We start from the raw sequence: 19,597 nt of genomic DNA on the forward strand, positions 1-19,597 counted from the left end.
ACGGTCAATTCAAAAAGCCCCTTTAGGGGCCACGTTGGTAAAGTGCCCTTATAGGGCGAAACTAAAACCGCCCGTTTTACGGGCGGATAATTATTATGGTTTAAATTTTTTCTATTGATGAATTAGAAATAATTTTTAAAAAATAAAGTAAAAGTTGTAGCAATTTATTTCGGAAACCGCTATATTAGTAATTACGTTATAGAAAATACTTCTTGGGGGAGGGGATTTAGAATGGATACATTTAAAAAGCTAATAGAGTTTTACTGGCCTTATAGAAAGTATTTTTATGCTTCATTATTCTTTTTATTTTTTGTAACGGTCATAACGGTTGTGTATCCGATAATTTTGCAGTTAACGATTGACGAAGTAGTCGCAAAAGAGAGATATGACTTAATTCCATGGATTTCATCCATCTTCGTCGTTCTAATGCTGATTAAAGGAATAGCTACATTTTATCATCAATATTTAGGTGACCTTTTTGGAGTCAGTGCAGTGTATGAGGTTCGTGATGCACTGTATAAGAAGCTGCAGGTATTGTCTTTTAAGTATTATGATAATGCAAAAACCGGGGATATTATGTCTCGATTAACATCAGATGTGGAAGGATTTCGTTTCTTCCTATCGTTTGGCTTTGCGGAACTTATCCGGATTGTTCTATTAATTGGTATTAGTTTAAGTGTTATGTTTTATTATTCCATACCACTCACATTGGTTACCATGGCTGCTATGCCATTCCTCATAATAGTAGTTATGAGGTTTGAAAAGAGAGCCCATCCTGCCTTTCGCGGAATCCGTAAGTCTTTTGGAAAACTAAACACAAGGGTACAAGAGAATATAAGTGGGATGCAAACAGTGAAGTCCTTATCACGTGAGGATTTTGAAATTGATAGGTTTTCAACCAGTAATGATGACTATCGAAAAAACTATATTAGCACATCGGAATTATGGGCGAAATTCTTCCCACTTATGGAATTTATCGGGAATGTTTGTGCAGTAGCGTTGCTTGCTTATGGAGGATTCCTTGTTATTGATGAGACATTAGCACTTGGTGAGCTCGTTGCCTTTTTTAGTTTAGTATGGTATATCATGGGACCATTAATGAATGTTGGTTATGTGGTGAATATGTTCTCACAAGCAAAAGCTTCTGGAGAACGATTAAGAGAAATTTTAGAAGCAAAAGAAGATATTGTTGAAAAGGATAATCCAATAACTACTCCGATTAAGGGGCATGTTACATTTCACAATGTTACGCTCACATATACAAAAGATGATGACTCCGCACTTAAAAATATTAGCTTTGATGCACCACCAGGTAAGACAATTGGCTTAATAGGGGCAACTGGATCAGGTAAGACTAGTATCACACAATTAATTACTAGGTTTTATGAGCCAGAAGCCGGTGATGTACTTGTAGATGGAAGACCAGTAACAGATTATAGTATTAAGACATTAAGGAAGCACATTGGCTACGTTTTACAAGAGTCCTTCTTGTTCTCAACAACAATTAAGGAAAATATTGCTTATGGTAATCCAGAAGCTACAGATGAACAAATTGTTGATGCAGCTAAACGAGCACAGGCCCATGACTTTATCATGGAAATGCCAAAGGGTTATGATACCTTATTAGGGGAAAGAGGAATGGGGTTATCCGGAGGTCAGAAACAACGAATTGCAATTGCCCGTGCTATATGTACTGACCCTAGTATTCTAGTCCTTGACGATGCAACATCAGCAGTAGATATGGAAACGGAATTCCAGATACAGAAGGCATTAAAAGAAGTTATGAAAGACCGTACGTCATTTATCATTGCGCACCGTATCTCGTCTTTAAAGCATGCTGATGAGATAATTGTGTTAGATGATGGGGAAGTAGTAGAACGTGGTACACATGAACAATTATTATCAAATAATGGTGTATATAAGCGAATTTATAGTATCCAATATCAAGACCATGACGCCATTATGAATGCTGTCAATTAAAGGGGGGAAAAGCATGTCAAGCAAGGGAGCACAAATAGAGAATAAACGACATTTAAAACGATTTTATTATACAGTGGATCAAGCAATTGAGAAGCCCTTTAACTGGAAGCAAATGTGGCGATTACTATACTATTTAAAGCCTTATACGAAAACCTATTTATTAGGTGCAATTATTGCGATGATCGTGTCAACAGCAATTCGCTTAGCGATACCTATCTTAATTGGTAAAGCTGCAATTGATATCGCTATCGCTAAAAAAGATACTACTTTGTTACTATACTTAGTTATTACGATTGGTATTCTTTATTTACTTAGCTATGTCGCCAACTATTTTCGAATAAAATGGGTAAATTTATTAGGACAAAATGTTATATATGATTTGAGGCAGCATTTGTTTACCCATGTTCAGGGGCTATCGAATAATTTCTTTGATTCCAAATCGGCTGGTTCTATTCTAGTTCGAATCATGAATGATACAAACTCTTTACAGGAGCTATTCTCAAGTGGGATAATCAATCTCTTAATGGATATTGCGACATTACTGGGAATTGTAACTATCTTAATTACACTAAGTCCAAAATTAGCCTTAGCTGTTATGGTAGTTATTCCACTCATGTTTTATGTAACTACTGTTCTAAGAAGAAAAATACGTAGGACATGGCAAGAAGTTCGGATACAACAATCTCGGATGAATTCCCACCTTAACGAAAGTATCCAAGGAATTCGTATTACACAGGCATTTACTCAGGAAAAAGAAAATACAGAGTTTTTTAATGGATTAAATACGGATACGTACAATGCTTGGGTTAGTGCAACGAAGAAAAGTGCAATGTTCCGTCCCTTTGTGGAAATGAGTAATGCTATAGGTACAGTCATTTTGATCGTATTCGGGGCACATCTTATCATTCTCGGCCCTTCTAATGGAGGGATTGAGCTAGGTACCTTCGTATCCTTTGCGTTTTTCCTAGGTATGTTCTGGGATCCTATTTCTCGTTTGGGTCAAATGTATAATCAGCTCTTAGTAGCTATGGCTTCCTCGGAACGAATATTTGAATACCTAGATGAAAAACCTAATGTGGATGAGGTTGAAAATCCGTATGAATATCAGGAGATGAAAGGACATATCGAATTTGACCATGTTCAATTTTCCTATGATGAGAACCGGATTGCCCTTCATGAGGTTTCACTAGAAATGAAGGCGGGTCAGACAATTGCATTAGTTGGGCATACAGGTAGTGGAAAATCAACCATCGCCAACTTAATTAGCAGATTTTATGACCCAACCAAAGGTCAGGTTAAGATTGATGGGCATAATTTACGTGATGTATCCTTAAATAGCTTACGAAAACATATTAGTGTCGTTTTACAAGATACCTTTATTTTCTCTGGTACTATTATGGATAACATACGATTTGGTAATCCAAGTGCAACAGATGAAGAGGTAATTGAAGCAGCAAGAGTTGTTGGGGCTGATGATTTTATTGCACGGTTAGCAAAAGGTTATCAAACCGAGGTTGAAGAAAGAGGAAATATTCTGTCTGCAGGGGAAAGACAATTATTATCCTTTGCCCGAGCATTACTTGCTAATCCGAGTATCATCATTTTAGACGAAGCTACTGCAAGTATTGATACAGAAACCGAATTAAAAATTCAAGCAGCACTCCGGACGTTGCTGAAAGGAAGAACGGCAATCATTATTGCTCACAGGCTTTCCACCATTCGTGAGGCAGATAATATTTTTGTATTGCAGCAAGGGAAGATATTGGAAAGTGGTAATCATGAGCAATTGATGGAACAAAAGGGTGAATACTATGAATTAGTACGCTCCCAATTCCAAATGTTGGATGCCATTTAGTGAAAAGAAGCAAATTTTCTACTTTGGAAATTTGCTTCTTTTATGTTGTACATTGTAATAGGGGAAGTTACTAGAACAGCATTGATTCGACATTTGATCTGCAAACTTCTTGATAAGTTATTAAAAATGTCAACGATTTTTGCAACGGGATCCCCTAGTTTTAGTTCTACATCTCCATAGGAGCATCTTGCACTTTTCTATTTCAATTGTTAAAGTAATAGATACAAGTGCGTTTGGTTTGGAGGAACAAGTATGAAAAAAGAGTTTGCTGTTATTGGCTTAGGCAGATTTGGGGGGAGTATTTGTCAGGAGTTAAGTAAAGAGGGTATGGAAGTATTAGCAATTGACCGAGATGAAGAACGTGTTAATCAATATAAGAACATTGCATCTCATGCAGTGATTGCGGATTCTACCGATGAAACTACTTTGAAAGAGCTAGGAATTAAAAACTTCGATCACGTTATTGTGGCAATTGGAGATAATATACAGGCAAGTATTCTAACCACTGTAGTGCTTACAGAACTCGGAGTTGAAAAAATTACTGTTAAAGCTCAAAATGATTATCATGCAAAAATCCTGCATAAAATCGGTGCCCATCAAGTAGTACATCCTGAACGAGATATGGGAAGAAGAATAGCCCATAGTATTATGTCTAATAATATAGTTGACTACTTAGAACTATCCGATGAGCACAGTATTGTAGAGGTAAAAGCAGGGAAGAAAATGATTGGTAAATCAATTATAGGACTTGACATTCGTGCAAAATATGGTTGTACGGTTGTTGCTATTAAGCAGGGTAATCACATTAATGTATCACCAACCCCTGAAGACATTCTTAAAATAGGGGATATTTTAATAGTTGTCGGAGCAGATAAAGATATTGCTAGATTTGAAAGACAACTAGTCATAGATGAATAAGAATTTAGAGCTTGTTTTGCCATAAAATTTCTATATAACCGTGTACGGTAGTAAAGAAAATTAAAAGGAAGTATCCGTTTCGATTTCGGATACTTCCTTTTTTTATACTTCCATAATGATTGGTAAAATCATAGGTCTGCGCTTTGTTTTTTCATATAGGAATGGTGCAATGGTATCGGTAATTTCATTTTTAATTTCCGACCACTGGGTTGTTTTACGCTCCATTACTTTATTTAAATGAGCTGAGACCAACTTCTGTGCTTCGTTAATCATGTCCTCTGATTCACGCATATATACAAATCCTCGAGAAATAATATCAGGACCAGCTGCGATTTTGAATTCCTTCATGTTTATACTTACTACTACGATAACCAAGCCTTCTTCAGAAAGGATTCGTCGATCTCGTAATACGATATTTCCGATATCACCTATTCCACTTCCATCTACATAGACAGAGCCAGAAGGAATTTTACCAGCTACTTGGGCACTATCTTTACTTAGAGCTAATACATCCCCATTATCCATAACAAAGGAATTCTCTAAATCTATCCCACACATTTCAGCAAGTTTTGTATGTTCTACGATCATGCGATATTCACCGTGAATTGGTAAAAAGAATTTTGGTTTCATTAGTCGCAGCATTAATTTTTGTTCTTCCTGACTTCCATGTCCAGAGGTATGGATGTCATTAAGTTTACCATGAATTACTTCTGCTCCAGCACGATAAAGCAAATTAATAGTCTTTCCAACACTTATCGTATTCCCTGGGATTGGTGAGGAAGAGAATACAACTGTGTCGCCTGGTATAATTTGAATTTGCCTATGTGTACCATTTGCAATTCTTGATAAAGCTGCCATCGGCTCACCTTGGGATCCGGTACAGAGAATGGTTACTTCATTTGCAGGAAGTCTATTAATTTCGTTCGCATCGATGAATGTGTCCTTAGGTGCTTGGATGTATCCAAGTTCTTGACCAAGTGTAATGGCAGATTCCATGCTACGTCCAAACACGGCTACTTTACGATTTGTTGCAACCGCTGCTTCTACCATCTGCTGAAGTCGGTAGATATTGGAAGCGAAAGTAGCAAAGATAATTCTACCGGTAACACGGCTGAATATATCTTTAATATTTTCTCCGACAACCTTCTCAGACATGGTGAAGCCAGGTACCTCACTATTCGTGCTATCAGATAGTAGGCAGAGTACGCCTTCTTTACCTATTTCAGCCATTTTTGTTAAGTTCGCAGGATCTCCAACAGGGGTAAAATCAAATTTAAAATCCCCTGTATGAACAATATTACCTGGAGGTGTTTTAATAACAATCCCATAGGAATCAGGAATACTGTGCGTAGTACGGAAAAAGCTTACGGAAGTTTTACGGAATTTAATGACATCATCTTCTTGAATTGTAATTAATTTTGCATTTCTTAATAATCCATGTTCTTCTAATTTGTTTCGAATTAAACCTATTGCAAGCTTGCCAGCATAAATTGGAATATTTACTTCACGAAGTAAATAGGGAATACCACCGATATGATCTTCATGTCCATGAGTTACAAATAGTCCCTTGACTTTGTCTTGGTTTTGGATGATATACGTATAATCTGGAATAACATAATCAATACCAAGAAGCTCATCCTCAGGGAATTTTATCCCTGCATCAATTAAAATAATTTCGTCTTGGAATTGAACACCATACGTATTTTTACCAATTTCACCGAGTCCGCCAAGTGCAAATACCGCTGCTTGATCATTTTTTACAAATTTCATAACTTACACGTTCTCCAATTTAAAGTCTTCAGATTGCTTTTCGTATTCCAAATGTGCTTCATCTAATGGTTGGATTAATTCGATGTTGTATCCGCGATCACTTAATTTTTTACGTACATCTTTTTGTGATTCGGCTTCTAGATAGAGCGACTTAGAACGCTCACGAATAGGTACCTCATATGAGGACTCTTGGTAAATTACTTTGAATATCATGTTATCTCTCCTGTCTCTCTCTTCAAAAAACTTTTTGCCAGAAAAGAATGTAAATCTACTTTTCCTGTACAAATGTATTTATTTTGTTCACATAAAGCATGATGAACGTTTTTTCTATTTTCTAATACTGATGTCAATGTACGAAAATAAAACTATTTAATCCTTGTTAAGTATTTCTATGTAACATATCCTATCGTCTAGTTTTCGACCATACATAGAGATATGTTCAATTCATTTTAATAAATAATCTTAAATGATAACTTAACTATTTTTATAATTCCGCATCCGTTTCCGTTTACTATTCCTATGGTAATATTTTGGAACTTTACAAAATGGCAGGTTACAAATGTCAGATTTTCATTATCGGTAGATTGGCTATTGTTTATACTACCTGCCATTAATTTTGCTTATTCTTTAAAAGTTGTCGGTACACGTCCCCGGCCTAAAAAATCTCTCCAACGCTTCTTAAGCTTTTCTTTTAGGCGACGCAACATAAGGACATACACTCCTTTCAGGAAGGTTAAAGAAAAGCACTATCAAGTTCTACCGTCCAATCCCTTGTACTTATAGTATAGTATGGAATTAAAAAATTGGAAATAGAAATAAACAATTTCCTTAAAAATATTATTCAAACGGTTGACAGTAAATGAAAAGCTTCCCAATTTTGCTAGGTAATAAGGGCTAGTATCTAATGAGTATTCTCTTCATTTCCTGAAATTCTATACATAGCATGTAAACTAAAAAAAATGTCGGATACTTGCCTCATGACATAAGTATAAATGGAACTAGGTATATAATAAAAGGACAACAGTTAGGGGGGACTGTTGCTGGAAAGCTAATCAATTGCTTTTGAATTTTCTGGTATAGCAAATGGGTTTTGTTGATTGATATGGTCATAGAACATAACACCGTTTAAATGATCAATTTCATGCTGAAAAACGATTGCAGCATAATCCTTTAATCGAAGTTTTAACTGATTTCCCTCTATATCTGTCGCCTTCACAGTTATTCGTGCATGTCTAGGTACAAACCCTTCTACATTCCTATCCACAGATAGACAGCCTTCACCAACCGATAAATATGCCTTTTCAACGGAATGACTAACTATTTTAGGATTGAATAGGCCATAGCTATAAAGTTTCCCATTTGAATCTTCAAAATGAACTGCAATCATTCTCTTTGATATACCGAGTTGAGGAGCAGCTAGTCCTACACCAGGCCGAAGATTATATTTTGCACATACCTTTTCATCTTGACTATTTATAAGAAACTCAAGCATATCTTTTAATAAATTAGTTTCTTCTTCTGTTGGGGGTAACGCCACTTCCTTGGCCACTTCTCTTAAGGAAGGATGTCCTTCTCGAACAACATCATCCATTGTAAGCATTTATTTCACTCCATCTCTTTTTTATATCATATTCTTACCGAATATACATTGTGCAATCAACTAAATAGTTTATCATATATTTTGTGCTTCTGGCATAAATTTACCATGAGCAAGCTATTAAAATATAAATCCAGATAGCTATTTTTATGATATACTAAATGACAGTAATATAATCTAGCAATTGCAGCAGGCAAGAGGGGGATCATCAAAGGTGAAAATATCGAAATCATTTTTCATCATATGCTTTGGAATCCTACTATTCCTAGTAGGGTGTGGAGATAGTCCTGAAACACAAATTTATAACCATCTAGAAGAAGCTGTTCACCTGGAAGATGGATTTAAAAAGCAACAAGACGAGATAGCAGGATTGGAGAAGAAAGAACAAGATATTTACAAAGAAATTATTGAACTTGGTATTGATGAACTAGATAAAATTAAGCAATTATCACAGGAAGCAATTACTTCTATTGACAAGCGTTCTGAGAAGATCAAATTAGAGAAAGAAAGCTTAGATCAAGCAAAGGAAGAATTTGAGAAAACGAAGGACGTCATTGATAAACTAAAGGATACAGAGGTTAAAAAAGAAGCGACAACCCTATATGACACGATGGAAAAGCGCTATGATGCTTATCAGACTCTGAATAAGGTGTACAATGAATCCATAGACTTGGAAAAAGAATTATATGAAATGCTGCAAATAGAAGATCTACAACAAGAGGATTTGCAGGCACATATCGAAAAATTAAATGTTAAATACCAGGAAGTTATTAATGCCAATGATTCATTCAATGAGCTTACAACGAAATACAACGAATTAAAGAAAGATTTTTATAAGATTGCCAATATAAATGTAAAGTATGTAGAGAATAAGTAGGTGAAAAGATGCTGACATCATAATTTTATTATGTGACAGCGTCTTTTTTTATGGTGTTTTAGTACAAAATATACAATCAACTATAACAGTTGGATAATGATGAATGAGGGAGTATGCCAACATATCAAGAAATGTAAGTCAAAGTAGTTGACCGAATGGAATTAGTTGAGCTAAACTTTATTTGTATTCAATATATTGTACCAGTTTTTTTTGCGAGAAAAATGTAACAGTTTGTGTTCCTTTCCATCGTATGAACCTTACTGACGTAAATAAGACACAAATAATAGCAAATCGGTACAGATTTTCCTTGTTTTGGGGAAGGATAGTAAAGATTATTTCAAAAGGATGAAAGAAAGGAAGAGGTGAACTATTTTGAAACACGTTTTAGAAAGTGTTGAAAGTCAGTTCGAAATGTTCCAGATTCTTAATGAAGATGGGAAAATTGTCAATAAGGATGACATGCCTGATTTGTCAGATGATGAATTAAGAGAATTAATGAAGAGAATGGTATATACTCGCGTGCTTGATCAACGTTCTATCGCATTAAACAGACAAGGTCGTCTTGGTTTCTATGCACCAACTGCTGGTCAAGAGGCATCTCAATTGGGTAGTCATTTTGCATTAGAAAAAGAAGACTATATACTGCCTGGATACCGTGACGTTCCACAATTAATCTGGCACGGATTACCATTATACCAAGCATTCTTATTTTCAAAAGGACATTTTCATGGAAATCAAATGCCAGAGGGTATGAATGCACTTCCTCCACAAATTATTATTGGTGCACAATATGTGCAAGCTGCTGGTGTTGGTTTAGGTCTGAAAATGCGTGGTAAGAAATCAGTAGCGATTACGTACACTGGTGATGGAGGTACATCACAAGGTGATTTCTACGAAGGAATGAACTTCGCAGGAGCATATGGTGCTAATAACATTTTTATCGTTCAGAATAACGGATTTGCTATCTCTGTACCAAGAGAAAAACAAACTGCAGCTAAAACTCTAGCACAAAAAGCAATTGCTGCTGGAATTGAAGGAATTCAAGTTGATGGTATGGACGTACTTGCTGTTTACGCTGCAACTAAATATGCAAGAGAACGTGCAATTGCTGGTGAAGGTCCAATGTTAATTGAAACGATGACCTATCGTTATGGTCCTCATACAATGTCAGGAGATGATCCAACACGTTACCGTTCTCAAGATCTTGACTCTGAATGGGAGAAAAAAGATCCTCTAGTTCGTTTCCGTAAATTCCTAGAAAGCAAGAAACTATGGACAGAAGAAGACGAAAACAAAGTAATTGAACAAGCAAAAGAGGATATTAAAGAAGCAATCAAAAAAGCGGATCAATATCCAAAGCAAAAAGTTACTGATTTAATTTCTAATATGTTTGAAACACTTCCACAGAATTTACAAGAACAAATGGAAGAGTACAAAGCAAAGGAGTCGAAATAAACAATGGCACAAATGACAATGATTCAAGCAATCACTGATGCACTACGCACAGAATTAAAAAATGATGAAAATGTGCTAGTGTTTGGTGAAGATGTCGGCCAAAACGGCGGTGTATTCCGTGCTACAGAAGGCCTTCAAAAAGAATTCGGGGAAGATCGTGTATTTGACACGCCATTAGCAGAGTCTGGAATTGGTGGTCTAGCAATTGGACTTGCTTTAGAAGGCTATCGCCCTGTTCCTGAGATTCAATTCTTTGGCTTCGTATATGAAGTAATTGACTCAATCAGTGGTCAAATGGCTCGTATGCGCTATCGTTCTGGAGGCACAAAAAATGCACCTATTACAGTACGTTCACCATTTGGTGGAGGTGTGCATACTCCAGAATTGCATGCTGACTCCTTAGAAGGATTAGTAGCACAGCAACCAGGATTAAAAGTAGTTATTCCATCTACTCCATATGATGCAAAAGGGTTACTAATTTCTTCAATTCGTGATAATGATCCAGTTATTTTCCTTGAGCATATGAAATTATATCGTTCATTCCGTGGAGAGGTTCCAGAAGGCGAATATACAATTGAACTTGGTAAAGCAGACGTTAAGCGTGAAGGTAAAGATGTAACCATCGTAACATATGGTGCTATGGTACATGCATCACTAAAGGCAGCTGAAGAGCTTGAGAAAAACGGTGTTGATGTAGAGGTTATCGATTTACGTACTGTTTCACCTATTGATATTGATACTATTTTGGAATCCGTTAAGAAAACAAATCGTGTCGTAGTTGTTCAAGAAGCACAACGACAAGCTGGTATTGCTGCAAATGTTGTTTCTGAAATTCAAGAAAGAGCAATCTTACATTTAGAAGCTCCAGTATTACGTGTTACTGCACCAGACACAGTATATCCATTCTCTGAAGCGGAAAACGTTTGGTTACCTAATTATAATGACATCATAGAAAAAGTAAACACTGTAATGAATTTCTAACTTTGATAGGAGGCTTTTCTAATGGCTTTTGAATTTAAATTACCGGATATCGGTGAAGGAATCCATGAAGGTGAGATTGTTTCATGGATGGTTAAAGAGGGCGACACGGTTAAAGAAGATGATGTGCTTTGTGAAGTACAAAACGATAAGGCTGTCGTTGAAATCCCTTCTCCAGTAGAAGGAACAGTTACGAAGATTTTTGTGAAAGAAGGAGAAGTTGCAGTAGTTGGCGACACTCTTATTTCTTTTGATGCTGAAGGCTATGAAAGTACAGAAAGTGAAGAACCTGCTGCTGAGAAGAATGAAGCAGTAAAAGAAGAAGCTCCAAAAGCAGAAGCTCCACAGGCTGTTCAACAAACTACAGATGTAGATGAGAATAAGCGTGTTATAGCGATGCCTTCTGTGCGCAAATATGCTCGTGAAAATGATGTGAACATTAAGCTAGTAACAGGTACTGGAAATAATGGCCGTATCACGAAAGAAGATATTGATAGCTTCGTAAACGGTGGTCAACCAGTGGTAGAAAGGGCAGATGCAGAACCTGCAGCTCAAGATACAGCACCAGCAAAAACACCTGTTTTAGAAGGTAACTTCCCAGAAACACGTGAGAAAATGAGCCCAATTCGCAAAGCTATTGCGAGAGCAATGGTTAACTCAAAATCAAAAGCACCACATGTTACTTTGATGGATGAAGTAGATGTAACAGCATTAGTTGCGCATCGTAAGAAATTTAAGCAGACTGCATTAGATCAAGGTATTAAATTAACTTACCTACCTTATGTTGTTAAAGCTATTGTTTCTGCATTGAAACAATATCCTATACTAAATGCTTCCATTGATGATGCTACAGAAGAAATTGTGCAAAAACATTACTATAACATTGGTATTGCTGCAGATACAGATAAAGGGTTACTTGTTCCTGTAGTTAAGAACGCAGACCGTAAATCAATTTTTGCTATTTCACAAGAAATTAATGAATTGGCAGATAAAGCTAGAAGTGGTAAACTAGCACCAGATGAGATGAAAGGTGCTTCAAGTACAATTTCTAATATCGGTTCTGCGGGTGGACAATGGTTCACACCAGTTATCAACTATCCAGAAGCTGCAATATTAGGAATCGGACGTATTGCCGAAAAACCAATTGTTCGTGATGGAGAAATTGTGATTGCTCCTGTACTTGCAGTTTCATTGAGCTTTGATCACCGTATTGTTGATGGTGCAACTGCTCAGCTTGCCTTAAATCAAATCAAGCGTTTATTAAATGATCCACAATTAATTATGATGGAGGCGTAAGGATTATGGTAGTAGGAGATTTTCCAATTGAACTAGACACACTTGTTGTCGGTGCAGGCCCTGGGGGATATGTAGCTGCTATTCGTGCCGCACAATTAGGTCAAAAAGTAACTATCGTGGATAAAGGAGCTTTAGGTGGCGTGTGCCTAAATATTGGTTGTATTCCATCAAAAGCATTAATCGAAGCTGGACATTCAGTAGAGAGAGCTCATGGCAGTGAAGCAATTGGTATTAAAACCGAAAATGTAACTGTTGATTTCTCTAAAGTACAAGAATGGAAAGCATCCGTTGTTAATAAACTAACTTCCGGTGTTGAGAGCTTATTAAAAGGGAATAAAGTCGACATCGTTAAAGGTGAAGTATATTTTGTTGATGGAAATACTGTAAAAGTTATGGATGAGAAGACTTCTCAAACATACACATTTAAAAACTGCATTATCGCAACAGGTTCATCACCAATTGAAATTCCTACATTTAAGTTCTCTGAGCGCGTATTAGATTCTACAGCTGCTCTTGATCTTAAAGAAGTTCCTAAAAAGCTAGTAGTAATCGGCACAGGATTCATTGGTGCTGAGCTAGGTACTGCATATGCTAATTTTGGTACTGAAGTTATCTTCTTAGAGGGTGCGAAAGATATCCTTGGTGGCTTTGAAAAACAAATGACTCAATTAGTTAAGAAGGGCCTTAAGAAGAAAGGTGCAACAATTATTACTGAAGCATTGGCTAAAGGCGTCGAAGAAACAAAAGACGGTGTGAAAGTAACCTATGAAGTTGCTGGTAAAGAAGAGACAGTTGAAGCGGATTACGTATTGGTTACAGTTGGTCGTCGTCCAAATACAAGAGAGATTGGTTTAGAACAAGTAGGTATTGAGGTCGATGAAAGAGGTTTAATTAAAGTAGATAAGCAATGCCGCACTAATGTACCTAATATTTATGCAATTGGGGATGTTGTGGCAGGTGCTCCATTAGCTCATAAAGCATCTTATGAAGGTAAGGTTGCTGCAGAAGCTATCAGCGGAGAAAAATCTGAAGTTGATTATATCGGTATGCCAGCAGTAGCTTTCGTTGAACCTGAACTTGCTACAGTAGGTATGACGGAACAAGAAGCAAAAGATGCAGGATACAATGTAAAAGTAGCAAAATTCCCATTCGGTGCAAATGGTCGTGCTCTTTCACTTAATGCAACAGATGGCTTCTTAAAATTAGTAACTCGTAAAGAGGATGGACTTGTTCTTGGTGGTCAAATTGCTGGTCCTAATGCAAGTGATATGATCTCAGAAATCGGATTAGCAGTAGAATCTGGTATGACTGCTGAAGATATCGCATTAACTATTCATGCTCACCCAACACTTGGTGAAATAACCATGGAAGCAGCTGAAGTAGCATTAGGAACACCAATCCACATGCTTTAATTTAAATCGCATTTATCAGAGTAATGTATTCTTTAAGGGATACATTACTCTTTTTTTTGTGGATTTTGGTGAGAATCAAAATATTTTCGGATATTGTATTCTTTTGTCTTGTCGATTAAACTTGTATTGGACAAGTAATAAAATACAACAGGAGGATTCGTCATGAAAAAAATCTTTATCTTATTTTCCGTGCTACTGATGGTGTCTTTGGTAGCATGCAGTAATTCGAATCAAAGTAAAGAAACGAAAGATAGTCAAATAAAAGATGAACCGAAAGAACAAATTAGTAATTCGAATAAAGATAGTAATTTAGCTGAAAATACCGAGAATAATAAAGGCGCAGATCAAGAAGCTTCAAATCATGAGGAAGCAAATAATGATAAGGAAATGGGGGGAGCAGTTGAAGCAGCGTATCGTATCGCAGATAATTGGTCGATTACCCCGATTAAAGAAGGAATAAATGAAAAAATTGTTCTACTGACTATTGATGATGCACCAGATAAGTATGCATTAGAAATGGCTAGAACATTAAAGGACCTGGATGCAGGGGCAATATTTTTTGTAAATGGCCATTTTCTAGAAACCCCTGAAAACAAAGAAATATTGAAAGAAATTCATGATATGGGATTTATTATTGGAAATCATACATATTCTCATGCATTCTTACCAGATTTAACGGAAGAGGAACAGAAGAATGAAATTATGCGTGTAAATGACATGGTAGAAGAAATTATTGGAGAACGCCCGAAATTCTTTCGAGCACCAAATGGTGCTAATACTGATTTTTCCAAGAATCTTGTCAAGGAAGAAAAGATGGTATTAATGAATTGGTCATATGGTTATGATTATTTCAAGCCGTATATGGATAAAGAAAAATTAACCAAGGCTATGGTTACAGGTGAGGGACCCGAGGTAGATGTACCATACTCATTATTAAAGCCTGGTGCAAATTTATTAATGCATGACAGAAAATGGACAAGTGAGGCACTAAGAGATATTGTTGTAGGGTTACGTGAACAAGGCTACGAGATGGTTGATCCGCATTTAATCGAAACGATTTCTGATTAACAAAAAAGTACCAGTGAAAAAACACTGGTACTTTTTTTATTAATTATGTTATACTAATTATGTGAAATGTTGTAAATGTATTATACTATTATGTTAATAAGTGTTATACACTATATTGAGGGAGCTGGGAATAGTGGGTACAATTATTTGTCAAACATGTCAGCAAACAATTGAGCATTATGAAAATGAGAAGGTTGTCGTTCTTTACGGAACATGTCCTGATTGTGAAACGAAAAAAATGCAAAAATAAATAATCTATCATTCATTTGGCTGCAAACTTTTGCAGCCATTTGTTTTGTCGTGAATCCAGGGGCATGATAGGATGGATATACATAGTATGATGGAGGAATGAATATGGGCTGGAATACACGAATCACGGAATTGTTTAATATTCAATATCCAATAATCCAAGGAGGTTTAGCACATCTGGCTTATGCTGATCTAGCTGCTGCTGTTTCTAATGCAGGAGGTTTAGGACAGATAACTGCAATGAGCCTGGAAAATCCAGATAGCCTACGAAGTGAAATAAACCGTGTTAGAGAATTAACGAATAACCCGTTTGGTGTAAACTTTGCAATAGGACAGCATAATCGTCCATTTGAAGATATGATAGAGGTAGTAATTGAGGAAAAAGTTCCAGTTATGTCTGTGACAGGTGGAAATCCTAAAGGTGTATTCGATATGATTAGAGATCACCCCATTAAAACGATGGTCTTAGTTGCCGCTAAACGTCAGGCAATGAAAGCAGAGGAGCTAGGTGCTGATGCAGTAATCGTTGTTGGACATGAGGGGGGAGGACATTTAGGACGAGCCGATACAGGGACAGTAGTTCTAACGCCACAAGTAGTAGATAATGTGTCTATCCCAGTTATTGCATCCGGTGGAATCACCGATGGTAGAGGATTAATGGCAGCTCTTGCTCTAGGTGCAGAGGGAGTAGAGATGGGAACAAGATTTATTGCTACAAAGGAGTGTGTCCATGCACACCCTATATACAAAGATGCAATTGTAAATGCGGACGATAATGAGACAGTTGTAATTAAACGCTCACTAGGTGCTCCAGCACGTGCACTTAAAAATAGCTGGACAGAGAAAATTTTAGAGCTTGAGAAACAAGATGGAGGATATGACGTTTTACGGGATTATATAAGTGGAGCTGCCAATAAAAACTATATTCATGATGGTAACCCTGAAAACGGATTTGGTTGGGCTGGTCAAGGAATTGTCAGTATCCATGATATTCCGACAGTACAGGAATTAATAGATGGAATGATAAAAGAAGCAGAAGAGATTAAAAATAAATGGAAAGATGGAGGTGCTCTAGATTGAGTTACAATTACCCTTTTGACACGAGTTGGTCAAAGGATGAAATAATTATTGTCGTACAGTTTTTTACTTTAGTTGAAAGAGCCTATGAATCCGGGATTGAGAGGGATATTTTATTAGCAGGTTACCGGAAATTTAAAGAAGTCGTTCCATCGAAGAGTGAAGAGAAGAGACTATTTACTGAATTTGAAAGGGAATCAGGCTATTCCGGATATCAAGTTATGAAGAAGGTAAAGGAAGAGGACAGACATAAGATAAAAATGTAATTTTAGAATAGAAAGGGTCTATAGCCAATGGATAACATTTGGTTTAAGACCCTTTGTTAATCATTTTCTATCTTACTTGTAGTGCTTTTTGATAAAATGGTATCAATAGTTCATAAGTTTCTTTAACCAGTTTAACTAAAGCTTCACCATCCGAGACAATAGGATTGTTTGGTAATAGTCTCCTACCGATAAGGAATTCCGCTTTTTTCACACCACGGAAACGTTCTAAATGTTTCTTTTCTAATTCGCCAAGAGAAATCGCATCTTTTTTCATATGATCAAAGGAGATGACAAAGTCAGCTGGTAACTTTTTAATTTGGGTATAGCTTTTTAAGAATTCTTTGGCGATTGCTTGTTTGAAATCTAATTCATAAATACAAGCCAACCAAATAAATAGGTGATCATCAAATAAACCTACCTGAAAATGTGGGTGCTTTTTATAGCCACGTTTATTATTCGAAATTGCCAACCATGTATCCTTCGGAGGATTAACAGTTCTTCTAGCATGCTTGGCTATATGTAAATATACTTCATTACCAAGTCTTGTAGATAAAAAGTCAACTAATTCATAGCCTATTTCACGAAACTTTGGCTGAATGTTAGTTTGAATTGCCTCCATTCTTGCATCTAATCCATCTATTTTAAAAGTATCAAAATCGCTTTTAGTAAAACCAGTACTTCCCATTCAAAAACAACCCTTCTTATTTAAGCTAATTATATTAATTATTATGAACAAATTAACTTAAATAAGTCAAGTATACCGTTTGAAAAACAAAATGTTTTTTGAACGAATCCCGATAAAAATACATATATATAAAGAAAACAAAGAGAATGTTCATAAAAACATGGACAACATAGTGTTTTTTCAAAACCAGCTACTTGAAAGGGTGTGGAATGGTTGAAATATTTATTAGAAGAGGTAAGACGTTTAGAAGAAAAAGAAAGACTACCAGTCCTTCGTATGGAAATTGATTATGAATTATTAACCCTATATGATGCCTTACAAGCCAATGATACCGTTCAAATTATAAAATCAAAAGAAAGATTAAAAACGCTTCGTAAGCAATTGATGGTTTTACAGGATAATTAATAGTTTCTATCTCAAGGTAGGTTTCAACACTTACTTTGAGCTTTTTTCTGAATTTTTGTGATAAGGCTCTCATGTATACTCGCTTCCAATATTCTGATACTATTGTATAAGAGTAGAGATTAATTGGAGGCTTTCGGATGGATAAGTTAGTTCGGGAAGAAATATTTAACACTGCTAAAAGTTGGATTTTAGAGGCAGGTAATATTATTCGCAATAAAATAAATGAACCAATGGAGATCGGGTCTAAGTCTAACTCAAATGATCTTGTAACTTCAGTAGACAGAAGCACAGAAGAATATTTTGTCAATAAGATAAAAAGTAAATATCCAAACCATTTATTGTTATCAGAAGAGGGATTTGGTGATAATATCCAAACAGTGGACGGAACAATTTGGATTATTGACCCGATAGACGGGACGATGAATTTTGTTCAACAAAAAAGAAATTTTGCTATTTCTATTGGCATATATCATGAGGGTATTGGTGAAATTGGCCTTATTTATAATGTTATGGAAGATATTCTTTACACAGCAACACGTGGTGAAGGTGCTTATAAAAATGGACAAAAATTACCACCTCTAAAATCAGGAGTGGTTTTAGAGGAATCTATCGTTGGATTAACTCATTTATGGTTATGTGAGAATCCTCTAGTAGATGAAAGGGTTATGCAAGAATTAGTTCAGACTGCTCGTGGATCGAGAACCTATGGTTCAGCAGCACTTGAGTTTGCCTATGTAGCTGAAGGAGTTTTAGAGGGCTATTTAACGATGAGTTTATCGCCTTGGGATATTGCCGCAGGAATGATTTTGGTAAATGAAGTCGGAGGGGTATCAACCAATCTTGATGGGAATGTCTTAGATATTTTAAAGAGAGATTCTGTTTTTACAGGACATCCTGAGGTCCATAAGAGAATTTTAGAAGATTTTATAAAAAAAGGAAGAAAGTGACTCACCTTAGCGAGTCACTTTTCGTTTTTTCAAAGCCAATCCACTGCCCATGATGGAAAAACCAAGTACGATAAATAAAAGAATAAGCAAAATACTACGAAGAGCAATCGCAAAACCAACTCCTATAAACATTAGGACGACTAGCATTGCTAATAGTAGAGCTGGAATGTTTATCTGTTTCATTCGTGTCACCCCTTACTGTATACATATTAAGTATATCGTATCTAATTTGATAGGACAAAATATTAATTCCACACCTCATACTAGCGTGATTATATGAAATTTAGTATAGTTAAACTGGAATACATCTAATGGAGGATTTATTTATATGGTTTATAATTTTGTAATGGAGAACTATGGTGTTGAGAACTTATTCACGATATTATACATAACAAATCTCGTATTAGCTGCAATAGCATATAAATTGGGTTTTGCTAAAAAACTACCAATATTAAAATCAGTTATTGTATATATTTTACTGGCGCTAGGAATTCTGGTGCTTTATTTATTGTTTATTGTGTGGCCAGCTGTTTTAGCGGGTGAGCCTCTTCCACTAACAGAAAGTCTATTCGTAATCTGTGTCGTTCTTGCCATTTATCGAATTCGTTTACATTTACAACGAAAAGCCAAAAATGGGAAGACTGCTTCATAATAAAATTTGAACCGGGGTCTATTTCTGAATTAATTTGGTATAGACCCCATTATTATTTTGTGGCTGTTTTCTAAAAGATTGTTGCATTTTAATGAGTTTTTGAATATGGA

Annotated in this window: 20 protein-coding genes; 15 read left to right on the plus strand and 5 right to left on the minus strand. The window is 36.1% G+C overall.

All coding sequences use genetic code 11. The features are described from left to right. The first annotated feature begins 231 nt into the window (after positions 1–231). The 3 genes from HNR27_RS13940 to HNR27_RS13950 all read left to right on the plus strand — a co-directional run bounded on the left by HNR27_RS13940 (position 232) and on the right by HNR27_RS13950 (position 4,753). Positions 232–1,980 carry an ABC transporter ATP-binding protein gene (locus tag HNR27_RS13940; RefSeq protein ID WP_429340201.1) on the plus strand — a complete coding sequence of 583 codons (1,749 nt, stop codon included), beginning with the start codon at positions 232–234 and terminating at the stop codon, positions 1,978–1,980. Positions 1,981–1,993: 13 nt separating this feature from the next. Beyond that, positions 1,994–3,835: an ABC transporter ATP-binding protein gene (locus HNR27_RS13945; RefSeq protein ID WP_429340202.1), complete on the plus strand. Its 1,842-nt coding sequence runs from the start codon at positions 1,994–1,996 to the stop codon at positions 3,833–3,835. A 252-nt stretch (positions 3,836–4,087) separates the two neighbouring features. Continuing rightward, the gene (locus HNR27_RS13950; RefSeq protein WP_212919500.1) at positions 4,088–4,753 is read left to right on the plus strand and encodes a potassium channel family protein; all 666 of its coding nucleotides are present in this window, start codon (positions 4,088–4,090) and stop codon (positions 4,751–4,753) included. Between the two features lie 102 nt (positions 4,754–4,855). Here HNR27_RS13950 and rnjA read toward each other — a convergent pair whose 3' ends face one another. The 3 genes from rnjA to def all read right to left on the minus strand — a co-directional run bounded on the left by rnjA (position 4,856) and on the right by def (position 8,123). Beyond that, positions 4,856–6,523, minus strand: a complete 1,668-nt coding sequence (rnjA, locus tag HNR27_RS13955; protein ID WP_212919501.1) for a ribonuclease J1 — start codon at positions 6,521–6,523, stop codon at positions 4,856–4,858. A gap of 3 nt (positions 6,524–6,526) precedes the next feature. Then, positions 6,527–6,736, minus strand: a complete 210-nt coding sequence (locus HNR27_RS13960) for a DNA-dependent RNA polymerase subunit epsilon (protein ID WP_212919502.1) — start codon at positions 6,734–6,736, stop codon at positions 6,527–6,529. Positions 6,737–7,571: 835 nt separating this feature from the next. Then, a complete protein-coding gene (gene def / locus HNR27_RS13965) occupies positions 7,572–8,123 on the minus strand; it encodes a peptide deformylase (protein ID WP_429340203.1) in 552 nt (183 codons plus the stop codon). A 211-nt stretch (positions 8,124–8,334) separates the two neighbouring features. Here def and HNR27_RS13970 point away from each other — a divergent pair, with 211 nt between their 5' ends. The 9 genes from HNR27_RS13970 to HNR27_RS14010 all read left to right on the plus strand — a co-directional run bounded on the left by HNR27_RS13970 (position 8,335) and on the right by HNR27_RS14010 (position 16,798). After that, positions 8,335–8,997: a YkyA family protein gene (locus HNR27_RS13970; protein ID WP_429340204.1), complete on the plus strand. Its 663-nt coding sequence runs from the start codon at positions 8,335–8,337 to the stop codon at positions 8,995–8,997. A gap of 411 nt (positions 8,998–9,408) precedes the next feature. Next, positions 9,409–10,452 carry a pyruvate dehydrogenase (acetyl-transferring) E1 component subunit alpha gene (gene pdhA / locus HNR27_RS13975; RefSeq protein WP_429340270.1) on the plus strand — a complete coding sequence of 348 codons (1,044 nt, stop codon included), beginning with the start codon at positions 9,409–9,411 and terminating at the stop codon, positions 10,450–10,452. Positions 10,453–10,455: 3 nt separating this feature from the next. Then, positions 10,456–11,433 carry an alpha-ketoacid dehydrogenase subunit beta gene (locus tag HNR27_RS13980; RefSeq protein ID WP_212919505.1) on the plus strand — a complete coding sequence of 326 codons (978 nt, stop codon included), beginning with the start codon at positions 10,456–10,458 and terminating at the stop codon, positions 11,431–11,433. Positions 11,434–11,454: 21 nt separating this feature from the next. After that, on the plus strand, positions 11,455–12,726 hold the full coding sequence (locus HNR27_RS13985; protein ID WP_429340205.1) for a dihydrolipoamide acetyltransferase family protein: 1,272 nt from the start codon (positions 11,455–11,457) through the stop codon (positions 12,724–12,726). 5 nt (positions 12,727–12,731) lie between these two features. Beyond that, positions 12,732–14,138 carry a dihydrolipoyl dehydrogenase gene (lpdA, locus tag HNR27_RS13990; protein ID WP_429340206.1) on the plus strand — a complete coding sequence of 469 codons (1,407 nt, stop codon included), beginning with the start codon at positions 12,732–12,734 and terminating at the stop codon, positions 14,136–14,138. Between the two features lie 162 nt (positions 14,139–14,300). Continuing rightward, a complete protein-coding gene (locus tag HNR27_RS13995; RefSeq protein ID WP_429340207.1) occupies positions 14,301–15,206 on the plus strand; it encodes a polysaccharide deacetylase family protein in 906 nt (301 codons plus the stop codon). Positions 15,207–15,339: 133 nt separating this feature from the next. Next, the gene (locus HNR27_RS14000) at positions 15,340–15,456 is read left to right on the plus strand and encodes a GapA-binding peptide SR1P (RefSeq protein WP_429340208.1); all 117 of its coding nucleotides are present in this window, start codon (positions 15,340–15,342) and stop codon (positions 15,454–15,456) included. 104 nt (positions 15,457–15,560) lie between these two features. Then, positions 15,561–16,535 (plus strand): NAD(P)H-dependent flavin oxidoreductase, encoded by a 975-nt coding sequence (locus HNR27_RS14005; protein ID WP_429340209.1) that lies wholly within the window; start codon positions 15,561–15,563, stop codon positions 16,533–16,535. Beyond that, on the plus strand, positions 16,532–16,798 hold the full coding sequence (locus HNR27_RS14010) for a UPF0223 family protein (RefSeq protein ID WP_429340210.1): 267 nt from the start codon (positions 16,532–16,534) through the stop codon (positions 16,796–16,798). Before HNR27_RS14005 ends, HNR27_RS14010 begins: the two co-directional genes overlap by 4 nt. Positions 16,799–16,865: 67 nt before the next feature. Here the strand turns inward: HNR27_RS14010 and HNR27_RS14015 are convergent, their stop codons facing one another. After that, positions 16,866–17,483 (minus strand): YktB family protein, encoded by a 618-nt coding sequence (locus HNR27_RS14015; RefSeq protein ID WP_429340211.1) that lies wholly within the window; start codon positions 17,481–17,483, stop codon positions 16,866–16,868. Positions 17,484–17,687: 204 nt separating this feature from the next. On the opposite strand from HNR27_RS14015, the gene HNR27_RS14020 reads away from it, so the two are divergent. Then, positions 17,688–17,888 carry a hypothetical protein gene (locus HNR27_RS14020; protein WP_306345292.1) on the plus strand — a complete coding sequence of 67 codons (201 nt, stop codon included), beginning with the start codon at positions 17,688–17,690 and terminating at the stop codon, positions 17,886–17,888. Between the two features lie 137 nt (positions 17,889–18,025). Then, the gene (locus HNR27_RS14025) at positions 18,026–18,835 is read left to right on the plus strand and encodes an inositol monophosphatase family protein (RefSeq protein WP_429340212.1); all 810 of its coding nucleotides are present in this window, start codon (positions 18,026–18,028) and stop codon (positions 18,833–18,835) included. Between the two features lie 6 nt (positions 18,836–18,841). On the opposite strand, the gene HNR27_RS14030 is transcribed toward HNR27_RS14025, so the two are convergent. Further along, positions 18,842–19,018, minus strand: coding sequence for a DUF5325 family protein (locus HNR27_RS14030; RefSeq protein WP_212919515.1), 177 nt, complete (start codon positions 19,016–19,018; stop codon positions 18,842–18,844). Positions 19,019–19,163: 145 nt separating this feature from the next. On the opposite strand from HNR27_RS14030, the gene HNR27_RS14035 reads away from it, so the two are divergent. Beyond that, positions 19,164–19,487 (plus strand): YlaH-like family protein, encoded by a 324-nt coding sequence (locus HNR27_RS14035; RefSeq protein ID WP_212919516.1) that lies wholly within the window; start codon positions 19,164–19,166, stop codon positions 19,485–19,487. Positions 19,488–19,597: the final 110 nt, after the last annotated feature.

This window comes from Ornithinibacillus bavariensis (genome assembly GCF_050433565.1).
Lineage (GTDB): Bacteria > Bacillota > Bacilli > Bacillales > Amphibacillaceae > Ornithinibacillus > Ornithinibacillus bavariensis.

Excerpts from the sequence above, each read along its gene's own strand:
- HNR27_RS13940 (WP_429340201.1), top strand. The coding sequence starts at position 232 with ATGGATACATTTAAAAAGCTAATAGAGTTTTACTGGCCTTATAGAAAG.
- HNR27_RS13945 (WP_429340202.1), top strand. The coding sequence starts at position 1,994 with ATGTCAAGCAAGGGAGCACAAATAGAGAATAAACGACATTTAAAACGA.
- HNR27_RS13950 (WP_212919500.1), top strand. The coding sequence starts at position 4,088 with ATGAAAAAAGAGTTTGCTGTTATTGGCTTAGGCAGATTTGGGGGGAGT.
- rnjA (WP_212919501.1), bottom strand. The coding sequence starts at position 6,523 with ATGAAATTTGTAAAAAATGATCAAGCAGCGGTATTTGCACTTGGCGGA.
- HNR27_RS13960 (WP_212919502.1), bottom strand. The coding sequence starts at position 6,736 with ATGATATTCAAAGTAATTTACCAAGAGTCCTCATATGAGGTACCTATT.
- def (WP_429340203.1), bottom strand. The coding sequence starts at position 8,123 with ATGCTTACAATGGATGATGTTGTTCGAGAAGGACATCCTTCCTTAAGA.
- pdhA (WP_429340270.1), top strand. The coding sequence starts at position 9,409 with ATGTTCCAGATTCTTAATGAAGATGGGAAAATTGTCAATAAGGATGAC.
- HNR27_RS13980 (WP_212919505.1), top strand. The coding sequence starts at position 10,456 with ATGGCACAAATGACAATGATTCAAGCAATCACTGATGCACTACGCACA.
- HNR27_RS13985 (WP_429340205.1), top strand. The coding sequence starts at position 11,455 with ATGGCTTTTGAATTTAAATTACCGGATATCGGTGAAGGAATCCATGAA.
- lpdA (WP_429340206.1), top strand. The coding sequence starts at position 12,732 with ATGGTAGTAGGAGATTTTCCAATTGAACTAGACACACTTGTTGTCGGT.
- HNR27_RS13995 (WP_429340207.1), top strand. The coding sequence starts at position 14,301 with ATGAAAAAAATCTTTATCTTATTTTCCGTGCTACTGATGGTGTCTTTG.
- HNR27_RS14005 (WP_429340209.1), top strand. The coding sequence starts at position 15,561 with ATGGGCTGGAATACACGAATCACGGAATTGTTTAATATTCAATATCCA.
- HNR27_RS14015 (WP_429340211.1), bottom strand. The coding sequence starts at position 17,483 with ATGGGAAGTACTGGTTTTACTAAAAGCGATTTTGATACTTTTAAAATA.
- HNR27_RS14025 (WP_429340212.1), top strand. The coding sequence starts at position 18,026 with ATGGATAAGTTAGTTCGGGAAGAAATATTTAACACTGCTAAAAGTTGG.
- HNR27_RS14030 (WP_212919515.1), bottom strand. The coding sequence starts at position 19,018 with ATGAAACAGATAAACATTCCAGCTCTACTATTAGCAATGCTAGTCGTC.
- HNR27_RS14035 (WP_212919516.1), top strand. The coding sequence starts at position 19,164 with ATGGTTTATAATTTTGTAATGGAGAACTATGGTGTTGAGAACTTATTC.